Origin of the sequence: Rhodococcus sp. P-2 (genome assembly GCF_016598535.1) — a bacterium.
Classification (GTDB): Bacteria; Actinomycetota; Actinomycetes; order Mycobacteriales; family Mycobacteriaceae; genus Rhodococcus_F; species Rhodococcus_F baikonurensis.
Map to the genome: position 1 here is coordinate 1,500,316 of NZ_CP066779.1, position 15,862 is coordinate 1,516,177.

Here is a 15,862-nt window from a genome sequence, read left to right on the forward strand (position 1 = left end):
GTGGGCGTCATTTACATGTCCGCAGCGGCACTGCAGATCCGAACCGGTGAGGCGAAATGTCGACATCCAACAATGTTGACACATCCAGATCGTGTCGTACGAGGATTGAACGTGCGAAGGCCCTCCCGCCGGACGGACGGGAGGGCCTTCGTTAGTCTCCGACTACTTTGCGCGCACTGCTTCCCGCAGCGGAACCCGACGCTCACTCCGGATGGTTCGCAGTACTCGAAATCCGTCACGTACTGCGTTGAGATTGCTCTCGCCATAGATACGGTCGCGCTCGTAGCTCGGTACTTCGGATATCTTCAATCCCGCGTTGGCTACCCGAACATTGATCAAGGTTTCGATCTCGAAACCGTCGCCCCATTGCGCCTCCGAGGTACCCGTCTCCGGCAGGTTCATGACAGGTATGTGGCGACGCCAGAACGCGTTGTAGCCGTAGCAAAGGTCGCTGAAAGACGCACGGAACTTGATGTTTACGATTCCATTCAGTGCTTTGTTTCCAAGTTTGCGGGAAAAGGTGATGTCATCACTCCCTCCGCCTTGCGCAAACCGTGTCCCCTTGGCAAAGTCGGCCCCCCGCACCAGCGCATCGACGAACAAAGGGATCTCGGCAGGATCCGTCGAACCGTCAGCGTCGATCATGACGACAATGTCACTCGTTGCCGCCCGAAATCCACATGCGAGTGCGTTGCCTTTCCCTCGTCTCGTCTGCGTTACGATCGTCGCCTTCGGCCACAACCGCTTGGCAACATCCACCGAATCATCGACCGAATGGCCATCGACGAAAACGATCTCATCGATTCCGTCAGGCATCCGCTCTGCGACGTAAGGCAGATTCTTCGCCTCATTCATCGCCGGCACCACCACCGTCACAGAGGGACGCCGTGAAGCCGGTGCGTGCTCCTGCTCGGATATCTGGATGCGGTCAGTTGTGTCCACGCTCATTGGTCCTCTGTCTCCCCGGTTGCGTCCCCCGCCAGATGTCAAAAACGGTGAACCTTTGGCTTCAAGCAAATAGTTGGCCAACCGCCGAACGCCCCGCCGTCCGGCACTGACTGGCTCACCTCTCGCTCGACTTGTACCGAACCAACGGTTGGTACCCCCAACCTCGCAGGTAAAGCGGCAAGGTTTGCTCGTCTGGAGATAAACATACCTTGAGTTTGTTTATTTCGCAGCCTCGACCTCAGGTGACCTTCCCCTCAGCTACAGAATGGCAATCAAATCACTGGAGTCGCCGAATTCGCCAGGCATGAGCCCACCCCGCAGTCGAGCGAGCGGAAGACTCCTCGCCCTGCACATTCACCGAATTTCTCGCCGACGACCGAAACATCGACTCAGCATCACGGAAGTGTTCAGCAAAGCGCTGAGCCTCGAAGCGAAGAGCCTCGTCGGCGTCACGGGACCGCGCAACCGCGTCCCGCAACTCAACCGGTACCAGGTCCTCAGGAAACCCTCCACGAACAGCCCTCTTCACATACTGCTCAGCCAGCATCCTTGCGGGTTGGCTCTGTGCAATGCCGTCAAGCTCCGAGGCACGCGACTTCTCCTCAGCCTTTCGCTGATCCCATGCCCGCTCCTGCGCCGCAATGTCGACCGACTCCGAAGGTTCGCCGGCCAAATGTGGGCTCCGGTGGCAAAGTTTCGCCACCAATGCGCCGGCAATCGTGTCTATGTCGACTGGCGGTGCAGTTGACTCACACTCCGCTATCCGTGCGTGAAACAACACCTGCAACAAAAGATCACCGAGTTCCTCGTTCAGCGCCTCACGGTCGCCGGACAGAATCGCATCGAGCACCTCATACGTCTCTTCCAGGAGGTAGTTCGACAAGCTCTCGTGAGTCTGAGCAACCTCCCAGCCGCCGAAACTCCACATCCGGTCCATCAACGCACTCGCTGTGACAAGTCCATCGCCCTTCACGCGTTCACCGGCAATCAAACGCGCACCATCCTCGAGCCTGCTGCGCGCCGCCTCGCACTCGGGGTCGGTCGTCACCAACACCCGGGCGCCGGGGACTGACTCAGCAAATCGGTCCCGAACCCGCGCTGGCACATCTTCGGCAATCTCGACAGGACCGACGAGAGCAGTCAAAGCTTCGATTGGAACGGACATGGGGCGAGACGGGTCGAGCACGACCACAGTCGGCAGGTGGTCCTCGTCTGATATCTCGTTCACCGTGTACTCACGCCTCGACCGGGACGGCACCGGCGGCGCGCCCGTCTATCGCCAGGATGAAGTCCGCGATGTACTGGAGTAGTTCGACGTCCCGCAGACGATCCGAGCCGACTCCGCCGGTGCGAGGCAGCGGGAGTTGCACGAGCCCGGTCGTTGCCCGGTACTGCGCGCTCGGATAGATCCTCTTGAGCCTGATCTGTTTGGAATCGGGCAGTGACATAGGCGAGATCTTGAGCTGAGTTCCGGTGACGGCAACTTCCTCCAGTTGGTACTCGCGGCAGAGGAGTCGAAGCTTGGCCACCGAGATCAGCCGTCGAACCTCTTCGGGCAGTGGGCCGTAGCGATCGACCAGTTCTTCGACTACGGCAGCGATGCCGTCGGAATCGGTTGCCGCAGCGAGCTTGCGGTACCCCTCCAACCTGAGCCTGTCACTGGTGACGTAGTCGGGCGGGATGTGCGCGTCCACCGGTAGGTCGATCCGGACTTCCTTCGTGCCCTCGTCCATGGTGATCGGCTTGCCGTCGGCTGCAGCCCGGAAGGCTTCGACCGCCTCACCGACCAGCCTGACGTACAGATCGAACCCGACCCCCGCGACGTGGCCGGACTGCTCTGCGCCCAGAACGTTTCCGGCTCCACGGATTTCGAGGTCCTTCATCGCGACGGCCATACCCGCGCCGAGGTCCGAATTCTGCGAAATCGTTGCCAGCCGGTCGTATGCCGTTTCCGTCAAAGGCTTTTCGGCCGGATACAGGAAATAGGCGTATCCACGTTCGCGACTACGCCCGACGCGTCCGCGAAGCTGATGCAACTGCGAGAGGCCCAGCGAATCCGCACGTTCGACGATCAGTGTGTTGGCGTTCGAGATGTCCAGACCGGTTTCGATGATCGTGGTACAGACCAACACGTCGAAGTCGCGTTCCCAGAATCCCTGCACGGTCTTTTCGAGAGTGTCCTCGTTCATCTGACCGTGCGCGACGACGACGCGAGCCTCCGGGACGAGTTCGCGGATCTTCTTGGCTGCCTTGTCGATCGAGCTGACGCGGTTGTGTACGTAGAAGACCTGGCCGTCGCGCAACAGTTCGCGCCGGATGGCCGCGGCAACCTGCTTGTCCGCATACGCGCCGACGTAGGTGAGGATCGGATGACGTTCTTCCGGCGGCGTGAGGATCGTGGACATCTCGCGGATCCCGGCCATACTCATCTCGAGAGTACGAGGAATCGGGGTAGCTGACATCGTCAGGACATCCACATGGGTGCGCAGTGCCTTGATGTGTTCCTTGTGCTCGACTCCGAATCGCTGTTCCTCGTCGACGATCACAAGCCCGAGGTCCTTCCAGCGGATACCGGTCTGCAGCAACCGGTGAGTACCGACGACGATGTCGATCTCACCTTCCGCCATGCCTGCGATGATTTCCTTCGAGTCCTTGGCGTCGGTGAAACGGGACAGCCCTCGCACCTTCACCGGGAACGACGCCATTCGTTCAGTGAACGTCTGAAGATGTTGCTGTGCAAGCAGGGTCGTCGGAACCAGCACCGCTACCTGCTTGCCGTCCTGCACTGCCTTGAACGCGGCACGAACGGCGATCTCCGTCTTGCCGTACCCGACGTCACCGATCACCACCCGGTCCATCGGAACCGGCTTCTCCATGTCGGACTTGACCTCACTGATGACGGTCAACTGGTCGATGGTCTCGGTGAACGCAAATGCGTCTTCGAGTTCCTTCTGCCACGGCGTGTCCGGGCCGAACGCATGCCCGGGAGCTGCCTGACGCGCAGCGTACAGCTGAACCAACTCACCCGCGATCTCACGAACTGCCTTGCGGGCCTTACGCTTGGTGTTTGCCCAGTCGGATCCACCGAGCTTGCTCAGCGCAGGCAACTCTCCACCGACGTACCGGGAAAGTTGATCGAGTGATTCCATCGGGACGAACAGACGATCGCCCGGGTGGCCACGCTTGCTCGGCGCGTACTCGATGACCAGGTATTCACGACGCGCCCCGCCGATGGTGCGTTCGACCATTTCGACAAACCGGCCGATACCGTGCTGATCGTGCACGACCATGTCCCCTGCCGACAGCGCGAGGGGGTCAACCTGATTGCGGCGCTTGGCCGGCAAACGCTTTCCGTCGCCGACCGCCGCAACACGGTTGCCGGTCAGATCGGACTCGGTGACGATCACCATCCCTGGTGTCGAGTCATCGCCGGCGAGTACAAGTCCGTCGTGCAGAGAACCGCGGAGCACCGCGACCTGTCCACGGGCGGGGGTCGCTCCGGCATCGAGCATCTTGGCAGGCACTTCGGCTTCACCGAGTCGCTCCACGACGCGGCTTGCCGTTCCAGCACCTGCCACCACGATCGCCGCGCGACCGCCCGTGCTCACGTGTGCCCGCAGGCTGACGAACAGTTCGGCCAACAAGTCGTCGGAACCACGAACCTGCGGTGCTGCCTGAACCGGGAGTTCGAGTTCTTCACCATTCCCGGACGCCAGCGGGCTGACCGTCCACCACGGACGGCCGGCAGCTTCGGCAGATTCGCGAACATGACGGAGCGACCGATATGCGGAGGCGCCGAGATCGACTCCCCCGCCGTTGAGGATCGACGTGTCCAGCGGTGCAGCGCCGCCGATCGACGCCGCGGTCCACGACGCTTCCAAGAATTCCTGGCCGGTGCGCACCAGGTCGGTGGCGCGGGTGCGCACCTTCTCCGGATCACACAGAAGGATGTGCGCCCCCACGGGAAGGACATCGGAAAGTAGTTGCAGCTCACCGGGTTTGAGGACCGGAAGTAGAGCTTCCATCCCCTCGACGGGGATGCCTGCCGAGATCTTGTCCAGCATCTCGACCAACGACGCGTCGGCCTGATTCTCAGCAGCAAGTGCTGCAGCTCGGTCGCGAACATCAGCTGTCAGAATCAGCTCACGACACGGCGGCGCGATCACGGAATCGACGTCGACGTCCGGTAGTGAACGCTGATCGGCAACAGAGAAATACCGAAGTTCCGATACCTCGTCACCCCAGAATTCGATACGGACCGGATGATCCGCCGTCGGCGAGAACAGATCGAGAATGCCACCGCGGACCGCGAACTCACCGCGCTTTCCCACCATGTCGACACGGCTGTACGCCATCTCCACCAGACGAACCAGAACGGAATCGAAATCGATCTCGGTGCCGACGCGCAACGTGATCGGCTCGATCTCGCCGAGCCCCGGCGCCATCGGCTGTACGAGAGAGCGCACCGTCGTGACAATCACCCGAAGAGGCGAGCCGTACGAGGCGTCGTCTGGTCTGGCGAGTCGGCGCAGTACCTCCACTCGCCGCCCGACGGTGTCCGCGCTCGGCGACAGTCGCTCGTGCGGCAATGTTTCCCACGACGGGAACTGCGCGACGCCTCCACCGAGCATCTCGGTGAGTTCTGACGTCAGATCGTCGGCTTCGCGACCGGTGGCCGTCACCAGCAGCACCGGCGTGCGGGAGGCAAGGGCAGCGGCGATGAATGGTCGCGCCGGCTTCGGCGCCACGATGTCCAGGGCGGCCGCACCGATGGAGTCGATCACTGGAGTGAACGCGGCGTCTGCGAGGGCGACCTCGGCGAGTCCAGCGAGCGCAGTCTGGGCAGAGGACAAGGAAGTCAACGAACGCGCTCCTGAACAGTGATGACGGGTTGCGGACGCACAGCCCGAGCGCAAGATCCCCACCGAGGCAGAGTTGTGCGCCGGTTCGATTCTATCGGTGCGCGATCTCGCAGCGCAGTCCGATCCGTTCAGTTTCCCGCAACGCTCGTCTTCTTCGTCGTTCGTTTGGTCGGTGAAGATCGGGTGGCCGGGACGCTCGGCGGTGTCACGGCCACGCTGGTGTGAGAGTTGAGCGCCCGAACCCGGCCGATTACCTTCGTTGCCTGGCCGGTTCTCCGCAGATGCACGGTCCTGCGACCGTTCGGCGCGAGGTGGAACCAGGAGTCTTCGGGCTCGAAGCCCTGCAGTTCGAGGGCAACGTATTGGGCGGCAGCATCGGTCGTGACGTCGACGACCCACTCGTCGTCACCGACAGTGCGCGCAGTAGCGACAAGTCCGACCGACCGCTCGAGGGGCCGTGCCGGACTCCCCAGGAGGTGCACCACTTCGTCCACCATCTCGCCGTCTTCGCCTTCGAGTGTGACGGTGACGGCGTCGTATGTCCGCGCCCCGAACCGAAAGACGTGAGTGAGGTCGGTGAAACGGCCGACAAGACTGTCCACCGACCAGGTCAGACTCGAATGCGCCTCCACCTTGACCGGTAACGCGACGTCGACCGGGACGACACCTGACCGACTGTGCGCTCGAAACCTGATCTCGCCGACGACAGGTTCGGCGGTCTCGTTGATCGCGTCCAGCCTCAATCCGTCCATACCGTCGTCCGTGACGAGGAGCGCGATCGGTTTGGCGCTCCTGCGGAGCACGAACCACGGAGCTTTGGGGTCACCGTTCCAATCGAGGACCCCCCACCCCGGTCCGGGCTCAAGATCCCGCAGTGCGAGCGTCAAGGCGCCGTCGCACCGAGAGTCCGGCCGACGCCAGTAACCGAGAGTGGACGCGAACGCCTCACAGACAGCTGCGCGTCCGAGGTCGAGATAGCGTTCCGGGTCGGACCACCGGACTTCACGAGCATCTTCGCCGAAGAGCGCGTGGACGTAGTGGTCCCGTACATCCTCGAAATCCCACGACGATCCGTTGTCCCGCGGCACGGCGGCTTTCCACGCCGGATGGTGCCCCGCGACGGTGAGTGAACCGAATTCGTTCTCGATCACGGCATTCGACGGTGGAATCGAAAACGCCAGTGATTCGGTCGCAAAACGTACTCGCGCGCTGAGCACGTCAGCCAAGGGACGACGATAGGCACCCACCCCGAAGTAGTGAGCGACCCCGCTTCCGACGTGCGTGGTCAATTGCTCTCCCCCGCGGGGCGCCGAGGGCGACGACGTCACGTACTCGAGTTCAGGTGCCACCGTCGAGATCAGCTCCAGCAGTCTCGAATGAATGAGCGGGATGTGTTGATCGACCAAGCCCAGCATGGTCGGCTGCTGTTCGGTCTCGCTGCCGCCGCAGAAGACTGCCAATGCGGGATTTCCACGCACTCTGTCCAAGAACGCGGTGACCTCGGTGGCGACGAGTTCGAAGAATTCGTCGGTGTCGGGCGGATCGAGCGTCGCCAACATCATGTCCTGCCACACGAGAATTCCCAGACGCGCGCATTCGACCCAGAAGTGGTCGCTCTCGTAGAACATCGTCCCCGGGATTCGAACCATGTTCAGGCCCGCCTCGGCCAGTTTCTCCAGCACACGGGTGGTGCCGGCGTCGCCTTGAAGCGAGATCGGGTCGGTCGGCACCCACACCGAACCACGGCAGTACACACCGATACCGTTGACACTCAACCGGAATCCACCATCGGATCTGTCAACTTCCACCGTCCGGAATCCAACGGAACCAAGATGCTCGGAGACTCCGTCCGTTTCCAACGTCACAGGATAGGTACACGGGGCGCCATGCGTATGCGGCCACCACAATTGCGCGTCCGCCACTTCGACGACGCCGGACACGTCGTGGAATCCGTCGGGTCCGGCAATCGCAGCCAATCGTTGCGAGTGCTCGCCGACTCGCACGGTGACGTAGTCCAGCGAGGCCGGCAACCCGGTGAGCCGAGCGCTGATCGCAACGCGACCGGTTGTGCCGTGGACACTCGCCTGAGTGGACACCGAGGTTACGGCGGCAACCCTTTTGTCCAACAACCGGATACCTCGCCACGGACCCACCGGCACCGGCACGCCACTGAATACAGGGGCCATACCGAGCATCGTGGTTCGGATCCACCGAAGGCCCTGCTCGCGTACCATCGACGAGCGCCAACGTCCGCGTGGGCGGCGTGCCTTCAAAGTCGCGGCGAGCGAATGAAAATGAATAGCCACCCGGACACGTTCACCCACTCCGACTCCGGCCGGAATGCTCACTTCCCCAGGTGCGAACATGGATTCACTGGACGCGACGAGGACGCCGTCGATCCAGACGTCCGCAAACGCCGTCAGACCGTCGAACTGGAGCAGCCACGACCCCTCACCGGTCGTAGCCGCTGTGGTTACGAACCACCAATCCGACGATTCAACAGATGACGAAACTGACGGCGATGCAAACTGTTTTGCACGTCCGGCGTCCGATTGCGACTCACGCAACGCACCGACGACTGTTCCCGGCACGGACGCCGTCACCCAGTCGGTCACGGTGTCGAGAGCATCCGGATGAGTCACGGATCCGGGTTCGGTTGCAGCGCATCGCCATCTCGCGCCGGCCAACACGTCTGCCGACGATCTGGTCACGGCTAGACCAACCTCAGATGTCGATGCGAGTCGACGCCGACCGTGTCGGCCACGACTTCCATCGCCCTCTTCCACGACACCGCCATCTCGTCGAGTTGCTCACGTGGGTCCACGGCGCGGCCCCGGGCGGCGCGCGCCATCTGAAACTGCACGCTCTTGGCCCCGGACGCCACTTTGCGGAAATCCGCCGCAGCTTCGACCATCCCGGAAAAACCTGAGGTGTCCAGGAACTCACTGGCGTCGGCCGCGAGCTCCGCGCTGGCACCGCACTGACGAAGAAGCCCGAAGGACCAGAGGTGAAAGGCATCCATGCCTGCCCCCTGCACCCATTCGAGGTCGGCGATCACCTTGCGCCCCAGCTCGCGCACGGGATTACCCGCTGCTCGAACCGCGACGTTCCGCCGAGCCACTTCGGCGATGTTTCCGGCGTTGGTGGCATGGACCGGATTCAACCGGATCTGTTCGACGTAAGGAACAAACGACGGAAGTGAGGAACGATCGAGATCGAAGACACCGGAGAAGTCTTCCCCTCGCAACATGTAATACCCGCTGTTGTGGAAGTATTCGAGCTCGCCGGCAACCCTGTCGATCCGATTGGGCACGATCGTGGTCTTGGTGTGCCCCTCGTGATAACTCGTTCCGAGGGTGTCGGGAAGCCAATATCCGTCCACCTCGACCGTCGACAACATCCCAACCGCGAGATTGTCCTCGACATGTATCAGTGGCGCCCGCCAGACGTTCATCTCGGCGACTTCGATTCCGTACAGCGCGTAGATGTCTTCTGCCTTGAGTTTGAGAAACGTCCACTGATTTCCGTCGAAACGCGACGAGAAGGCACAGGCCAACGCCGGGACGGGATCCAATCCGAGCGAATGCAACACTTCGATCCACAGATCCGTGTAGCAGTTGGTCTGCGCCCATACCCGGTCGTCCTCGTGCAACGTGTGGGGCCGGTAGCGATCAGGTGAAATGTCGATGAGCCGGGACATCAGATGCCCATTCGTTCACGAACGGTAGTCGGCCACGCAGTCACATCGAGACCATGAGTCCGCAACAAGGACAAGGCAATTCGCTCCATCCCGAAGCCGACGCACGAGCTGTGTGCTACTTCGCCCGCTGCCGTTCGGATGTCGAAGTTGACACCGAAATGGTCGAGATGGTTGTTCGAGGACACGATTGCCGTGCCCTCGTCGAGATCTCCGTAGAGCCGAACCGTCAGTTCCGTCTTCAGATTCTCTTCACGCTGGTTGGCTGCAAGCATCTTTCCAGCGCGTCCGAAGAAAGGGTCATTGGCGATCACCGGGGTGGCGTCGAGTTGGAGCTGACCGAGCACCTCGAGTCCCCGCTCGATCCAGTGCTCGCGATGCGCTCGTGCTGCGGCGGCATCACCGATAGTCACGAACTCGTGCATCCGAAACGCTTGCATGCGAGCCGGATCGATCGCCGGTTCGTGCCGGAAGCAAAAACCGTAGATGTCCAGTAGCACCCCACCTTCGGGGAGCACTCCGGTGTATCGCGCATAGGCGGGATGGCACGCAGCGGACACGAGCATGGTCTCGGTCGGCTCGAGGTGGCGATCCCACGATTGCCCCTCGGCGCGATCGGCGAGCAGTCGTGCGTGATCGCGATTGGAACCGGCGAAGGTATTGATGGCGCCGGTCAGATTGGGGAATGAAGCGATGTAGTCGGTGCGCTCGAAACTGCTGCGCGGGAACACCGGCGGAAACCGCAGCCGCGTCGCGGCAGCGCCTGGTCCTGCCGCAACCACCACTCGGTCGATACCGTCGACGATGTCCTCGAACACGCCGGAACGCCCGTAGAGTCCCGGTACCTCCGTCTCGACGAGAAGTCCCTCGACGAGCAGTTCGCGCTGAAATGCGGCCCGCGCCAGATCCAGGTCGGTCTCGCCGGTCACAGTTTCGGTTGTCACAGTCTCGCTTGTCATATCGTTCCCCGGTATCCGATTGCCATGTGCGCTGAACCCGCCATGATTCGATCGTTGTTCACCATCACAGCTGCGCCGTGCGCGTCACGAAGGTGCCGGCCGAGCGAAAACTCGGTGTCCTCGCGATATCCGGAGATGCCGCAAATCAACATTGTCTGCCCGACGATTTCCACCACCGCAGTGGAGGTTGTGACTTTCAAGTTGTTCATCGCGAGCGAAAAGCCCACCGCGCCGGTCGCCTCGAAATCGGCGCTACCCTCTTCGGCCTGAACCGCCCGGTCGTACCTGCGTGCAGAAGCATCGACGAGATCGGCGAATTGTTGTGCGGAAGCAGCAACTTCGGCGAGACGCAGCGCCCCCGGCGAAGTGACTCCCGGCTGCTTACGGGCGGCGGCACGCACGTACTTGCGGGCCTTCTCGACCGCAGCGTCGGCGATTCCCAGCCACACCGAACTCCAGACGACGTGCGAGACCGGAAGCATCGTGTGGGTGGAGATATCGGAGTACGGAACGTCGGCGACCATCTCGGGCGTCGAGGTGGCCCGAAGAATGTAACCGAGACTACAAGTTCCCCTCAGTCCCAGCGTGTTCCATTCGGTGGTGCGTTCGAGCGTCAGGTCTGGGGTACGACACACCACGAGAACCTGGTCGTTCGGCTGGCTCTCCGGTGTTCGCCGGGCCGTGACGACTATCGCGTCGGAATGCTCACCGTACGAAATGACGGGCGCATTCTTGATCAGTAGTAGATGTCCACCCAAATCTTCCACCGCACAGTAACTCCGGCTGACATCTCCGCCGATTCCCAGCTCGGTGGTTGCCGACGCCAACAGCAGTTGCTTGTCCGCCGTTTCTTCGATAAACCCACGTAGCGCTTCGGTGTTGCCATGCTTGACCAACGAGTAGATCTGTGTCTGATGCATGGCAAAAATCATTCCGCTTGCTGCACAGCGCGTTCCGATCACGCGAGCGATCTGCGACACCTCCTGCAGCGAGAGCCCTTCGCCCCCGAGTTCCCTCGGTACAGCCACGGACAGCAGCCGTTCGCTCCGCATGGCATCGACAGCTTCACGAGGAAACCTTGCCTCGGCATCGACTTCGTCGGCCCACACCGCTGCAACGTCGTCGGCCAACCGTGCGGCGCGCTCGAGGGCCGTCCCGGTGGAGCACTGCGATTGCGGAGCGTTCATGCAGCACCCAACTCCGCCAGCGCACCCTCGATCGCCTTGACGCTCGAGAAAGTACTCTTCCGCAACAACTCGTCAGGAAACTCGATGTCGAACGAATCCTCCAGCGCCAACATGACATTCACGCTCGCATGCGAAGTCAAACCCAACTCGTAAAGATCGGCCTCTCCGTCGATCGTGCTCACGTCGACTGCCAGCCGACCGTGCTCGACGAGCACTTTCCGAATTGCCTGATCAATCATCAGCGATGTCGTCCTTCTTTTCGATGCGAGTGCCCGAGCGAGTTGCGATCACCATTGCGATGGCAACGTCCGCTTCGTGCGAGATAGATACTTGAAAGTCGTGCAGATCCTGGGCCCGAGCCAGTTCCGCGGCATTACCGGACAGCGTCACCCCACAACCACCCCAGTCAGCCCGAGTGATTTCGATGGAATTCCACGGAACGGGAACGTCACCCGGTCGCAGCACCTTCACAACAGCCTCTTTGGCGGCGAAACGTGCAGCCAATCGCTGATCCCGCGCCGGACCGGCGCACGTCTGCAATTCGTGTGAAGTGAAGGTTCGATCGAGATACCTCCGCCCGAAGAGGTCGATACTTCGAGTGACATCCACGACGTTCACCACGTCACAGCCGATACGCGGGCCGATGTCGAGCATCGGCGGCGGTGCAGTGTCACCCATCTGTTGACTCCCCATCTGGGGTCGTACACGCCGGGCAGCCCCCTATGCTGCCCGGTGCGCCGACGCCGTCACCCTGCCCTGACAAACCCTCGTTATCAGCAATTATTCAGCTACCGGAAGAACATACCGCAATCCGTCGATAGTCGGCAAGATCAGACTTCCGGAATCCCATCGACACTGTAAACATACTCTCAGTTTGTTTCGAATGCAGAACAAAGAGAACAAGCTCCCTACCAGGACATTTCAAACAAACAAATCAAACGAGTCGCAAGGCGGGCTGCGATTTCAGTGGTCGCTGGCTAGACGCCGTGCCGCGAATTGTCTGAAGTACTCAACTTTCGATTCCGGGACCACGATCGGAAGTATCAGGTTCCACGATGCCTTCATGGAGTCCGAAAGCTCACGAACGGTCCCGGTCGCGGCTGCCATCAGCCGAACTCCGGACGCCACTTCCAACAAGAAACGAGCGATATCGGCAGAGTCCGCGTCCGAACGAAGATCACCTTCGTCGGCCGCGCGGCTGGCAAGTTCGCGGTAAATGTCGAGCCAGACGTCCAGAGTCGCCGGCCCGGAGCCCCGATAGTCGCCGATCTCGACCAACAAGCGGAACGTCGCTCTGACCATGGCGTCGTGCGCACCGATGTCGACGATGACCGACGAGATACCGATCAGCGACTCGAGCGCCGGAGTGCGACGGTCCAACCAGAGCTCACATTTTGCGTCGAAACGTGCCGAACCCTCGTCGATCACCGCCCGCGCGAGTTCTTCCTTCGACCCGAAATGGAAGTACAGGGCGCCTTTGGTCACCTGCGACTCGGCGATGATCTCACTCAAACTGGCATTGGCATAACCCAGGCGCAAGAACACACCCGCTGCACCGCGCAGCACCGAATCACGGGTGGCTTCTGCCCGCTCTTGCCTCACCATCGATCCGGCCTCCAATCACCACACATCGAACGAATCCTTGGTCTTACCCGTTCACAGCGTCAAAATGGAAGGCACGGTTCGGCATTCAACCCACCCTGCAAACAAATGAGACATTTGCCCATCAAACGATCGTGATACAGCGAACACAGCTTAGACCGCGATCCATCTCTGCGTGGCAGGCGCGCCTGGTTAACCCTCCAATTGTGGGTCGGCTTCCAGATTCGTGAGGCCGTTCCAGCACAGATTCACGAGGTGGGCGGCGACAACTTCCTTGGACGGAGTTCGTTCGTCGAGCCACCACGTAGCCGTCGTGGACACCATGCCGACAAGCGCCTGCGCGTACATCGTTGCTAGTCCGGGGTCGAAACCGCGTCTGGAGAAGTCTCCCGCCAGCAGGTAACCCACCTGACTGATCGCGTCGTTGAGGAGGCTCGAGTAAGTTCCGCTTGGCGCGACAACAGACGAATCGCGCACGAGTATCCGGAATCCGTCGGTGTGCTCTTCCACGTAGGTGAGCAAAGCCAACGCAACCCGCTCGACTCGAACTCTCGAGCGATTTTGCGAGAGGGAAGAAGTGATCATCTCGAGAAGGCGCGACATCTCCCGGTCCACTACGACGGCGTACAGCCCCTCCTTGCCACCGAAGTGCTCGTACACGACCGGCTTGGACACGTTCGCTCGCTGGGCGATCTCCTCGATCGAGGTCGCTTCGTATCCCCGTTCGGCGAAGAGCGCCCGCCCGATCTCGATGAGTTGCTGACGCCGTTGGGTACCGGTCATCCGGATTCGTGTCGCTCGTTCGGGAACTGGATCCCCGCCACCCGAACCGGACACCGTCGCCATTGTCTTCCTCTCGCCGACTCACAAATTGTTGCTGTGGACACTCAGCCTATCGGGACTTCGGGGGCCCAATCGGAGGAGCGGTTCGACCTACGGCGGGTCGGCGTGCGATTATTCTTTCGCGCGTTCGGCCGCAAGGCTCGGCAATGCGTGGCAATCCGCCGTGGTGTAATGGCAGCACCTCTGATTTTGGTTCAGATAGTTCAGGTTCGAGTCCTGGCGGCGGAGCTGGTGAACAACATGCATTTCCCGAGCGGAAATTCATGTCTTGATCGACAGCTTGATCGACAGAGGGAGCTCAAACCAGTGCAGACCGCCGTGATCGTTCTCGCAGCGGGTGCCGGTACACGAATGAAGTCGAAGACTCCCAAGGTCCTCCACACTCTCGCCGGACGCAGCATGCTGGCACATTCGCTTCACGCGGCAACCTCACTGAATCCCACGCACCTCGTGACCGTCGTCGGCCACGATCGTGAGCGTGTCACCGAGGCCGTCAACACAGTCGCCGGCGAGCTGGGTCGTCCCGTCACCGTCGCCGTTCAGGACGAACAGAAGGGCACCGGGCACGCCGTCAGCTGCGGGCTCGAGGGGCTGCCGGCCGACTTCGCCGGGACCGTACTCGTCACAGCCGCCGACGTGCCCCTGCTCGACGGCAAGACCATCGCGGATCTCCTCGCCCAGCACACGGCTGCTCCCGCTGCCGCGGTCACGGTGTTGACATCGACGGCCGTCGACCCCACCGGCTACGGACGAATCCTTCGCACGACGGACGGCGAGGTCAACGCCATCGTCGAGGAGAAGGAAGCCACTGATTCGCAGCGCTCGATCACCGAGGTCAATTCAGGGGTGTACGCCTTCGACTTCGAAACTCTGCGCGACGCCCTGGCATCCCTCGACTCCAACAACGCACAGCACGAGTTCTATCTCACCGATGTGATCATGATCGCTCGACGCGCAGGAAAGCGTGTTCGTGCGCAACACATCGCGGATTCGGTTCTCGTCGCGGGCGCCAACGACCGAGTGCAGCTCTCGACGCTCGCCCGCGAGATGAATCGTCGAATCCTGGAGTCGTGGATGCGCGCCGGCGTCACCGTCGTCGACCCCGCGAGCACCTGGATAGATTGCGACGTGCACATCTCGCAGGACGTGACGCTCCTGCCCGGAGTTCAGCTGACCGGCACGACGTCGGTGGGCGAAGACGCCGTGATCGGCCCGGACACCACCTTGGACAACGTGACAGTCGGCGAGCGCGCAGTGGTCGTCCGCTCGCACGGGACCGACTCTGTTGTCGGCGCGGACGCAACTGTCGGCCCCTTCGCCTATCTCCGGCCGGGTACCCGCCTGGGTGCACACGGCAAGATCGGCGCTTACGTGGAAACCAAGAACGCGGATATCGGCGAGCATTCGAAGATTCCGCATCTTACCTACGTCGGCGACGCCACCATCGGCCATCACAGCAATATCGGAGCTTCGAGCGTCTTCGTCAATTACGACGGGGTGAACAAGAGCCGTACTGTGGTGGGGTCGCACGTCCGAACCGGCTCCGACACCATGTTCGTCGCCCCACTCACTGTTGGTGACGGCGCATACACCGGTGCGGGCACGGTCTTGAAGAACGACGTACCGCCTGGGGCGCTTGCCGTCTCGGGTGGGGCGCAGCGCAACATCGAGGGTTGGGTGCAGAAGAATCGACCCGGCACTCCTGCGGCCGACGCCGCTGCAGCGGCTGCTCAACCTGACAGCCCTGCAACAACCTGACAGCAC

General features: G+C 61.7%; 12 protein-coding genes and 1 tRNA gene. 2 read left to right on the forward strand and 11 right to left on the reverse strand.

Annotated elements, in window-relative coordinates; genetic code table 11:
• Positions 1–162 precede the first annotated feature (162 nt).
• From I7X09_RS07055 to I7X09_RS07105, 11 genes are all read right to left on the reverse strand, one after another.
• Positions 163–948 carry a glycosyltransferase family 2 protein gene (locus tag I7X09_RS07055; RefSeq protein ID WP_200316214.1) on the reverse strand — a complete coding sequence of 262 codons (786 nt, stop codon included), beginning with the start codon at positions 946–948 and terminating at the stop codon, positions 163–165.
• A gap of 277 nt (positions 949–1,225) precedes the next feature.
• On the reverse strand, positions 1,226–2,176 hold the full coding sequence (locus I7X09_RS07060; RefSeq protein WP_200316215.1) for a MazG family protein: 951 nt from the start codon (positions 2,174–2,176) through the stop codon (positions 1,226–1,228).
• A 7-nt stretch (positions 2,177–2,183) separates the two neighbouring features.
• On the reverse strand, positions 2,184–5,810 hold the full coding sequence (gene mfd / locus I7X09_RS07065) for a transcription-repair coupling factor (protein WP_200316216.1): 3,627 nt from the start codon (positions 5,808–5,810) through the stop codon (positions 2,184–2,186).
• A 128-nt stretch (positions 5,811–5,938) separates the two neighbouring features.
• Entirely contained in the window at positions 5,939–8,521 is a 2,583-nt protein-coding gene (locus tag I7X09_RS07070; RefSeq protein WP_200316217.1) for a glycosyl hydrolase 2 galactose-binding domain-containing protein, read from the reverse strand.
• A 2-nt stretch (positions 8,522–8,523) separates the two neighbouring features.
• A complete protein-coding gene (locus tag I7X09_RS07075; RefSeq protein ID WP_200316218.1) occupies positions 8,524–9,510 on the reverse strand; it encodes a DUF1839 family protein in 987 nt (328 codons plus the stop codon).
• Positions 9,510–10,466 carry an amino acid--[acyl-carrier-protein] ligase gene (locus tag I7X09_RS07080; RefSeq protein ID WP_095972141.1) on the reverse strand — a complete coding sequence of 319 codons (957 nt, stop codon included), beginning with the start codon at positions 10,464–10,466 and terminating at the stop codon, positions 9,510–9,512. Before I7X09_RS07080 ends, I7X09_RS07075 begins: the two co-directional genes overlap by 1 nt.
• Positions 10,463–11,653 (reverse strand): acyl-CoA dehydrogenase family protein, encoded by a 1,191-nt coding sequence (locus tag I7X09_RS07085; RefSeq protein WP_095972140.1) that lies wholly within the window; start codon positions 11,651–11,653, stop codon positions 10,463–10,465. The genes I7X09_RS07080 and I7X09_RS07085 overlap by 4 nt, the downstream gene beginning before the upstream one ends.
• Positions 11,650–11,892, reverse strand: a complete 243-nt coding sequence (locus I7X09_RS07090; RefSeq protein WP_095972139.1) for an acyl carrier protein — start codon at positions 11,890–11,892, stop codon at positions 11,650–11,652. The genes I7X09_RS07085 and I7X09_RS07090 overlap by 4 nt, the downstream gene beginning before the upstream one ends.
• Positions 11,885–12,331: a holo-ACP synthase gene (locus I7X09_RS07095; protein WP_200316219.1), complete on the reverse strand. Its 447-nt coding sequence runs from the start codon at positions 12,329–12,331 to the stop codon at positions 11,885–11,887. Before I7X09_RS07095 ends, I7X09_RS07090 begins: the two co-directional genes overlap by 8 nt.
• Before the next feature lie 285 nt (positions 12,332–12,616).
• On the reverse strand, positions 12,617–13,258 hold the full coding sequence (locus I7X09_RS07100; RefSeq protein ID WP_003946317.1) for a ScbR family autoregulator-binding transcription factor: 642 nt from the start codon (positions 13,256–13,258) through the stop codon (positions 12,617–12,619).
• Positions 13,259–13,447: 189 nt separating this feature from the next.
• A complete protein-coding gene (locus I7X09_RS07105) occupies positions 13,448–14,101 on the reverse strand; it encodes a TetR/AcrR family transcriptional regulator (RefSeq protein ID WP_095972137.1) in 654 nt (217 codons plus the stop codon).
• Positions 14,102–14,255: 154 nt separating this feature from the next.
• On the opposite strand from I7X09_RS07105, the gene I7X09_RS07110 reads away from it, so the two are divergent.
• Together I7X09_RS07110 and glmU are read left to right on the forward strand one after the other, a co-directional pair.
• Positions 14,256–14,326, forward strand: a tRNA-Gln gene (locus I7X09_RS07110).
• A 78-nt stretch (positions 14,327–14,404) separates the two neighbouring features.
• Entirely contained in the window at positions 14,405–15,856 is a 1,452-nt protein-coding gene (gene glmU, locus I7X09_RS07115) for a bifunctional UDP-N-acetylglucosamine diphosphorylase/glucosamine-1-phosphate N-acetyltransferase GlmU (RefSeq protein ID WP_124567112.1), read from the forward strand.
• Positions 15,857–15,862 lie beyond the last annotated feature (6 nt).

Excerpts from the sequence above, each read along its gene's own strand:
- I7X09_RS07100 (WP_003946317.1), bottom strand. The coding sequence starts at position 13,258 with ATGGTGAGGCAAGAGCGGGCAGAAGCCACCCGTGATTCGGTGCTGCGC.
- I7X09_RS07090 (WP_095972139.1), bottom strand. The coding sequence starts at position 11,892 with ATGATTGATCAGGCAATTCGGAAAGTGCTCGTCGAGCACGGTCGGCTG.
- I7X09_RS07085 (WP_095972140.1), bottom strand. The coding sequence starts at position 11,653 with ATGAACGCTCCGCAATCGCAGTGCTCCACCGGGACGGCCCTCGAGCGC.
- I7X09_RS07080 (WP_095972141.1), bottom strand. The coding sequence starts at position 10,466 with ATGACAAGCGAGACTGTGACAACCGAAACTGTGACCGGCGAGACCGAC.
- I7X09_RS07105 (WP_095972137.1), bottom strand. The coding sequence starts at position 14,101 with ATGGCGACGGTGTCCGGTTCGGGTGGCGGGGATCCAGTTCCCGAACGA.
- I7X09_RS07075 (WP_200316218.1), bottom strand. The coding sequence starts at position 9,510 with ATGTCCCGGCTCATCGACATTTCACCTGATCGCTACCGGCCCCACACG.
- I7X09_RS07095 (WP_200316219.1), bottom strand. The coding sequence starts at position 12,331 with ATGGGTGACACTGCACCGCCGCCGATGCTCGACATCGGCCCGCGTATC.
- I7X09_RS07055 (WP_200316214.1), bottom strand. The coding sequence starts at position 948 with ATGAGCGTGGACACAACTGACCGCATCCAGATATCCGAGCAGGAGCAC.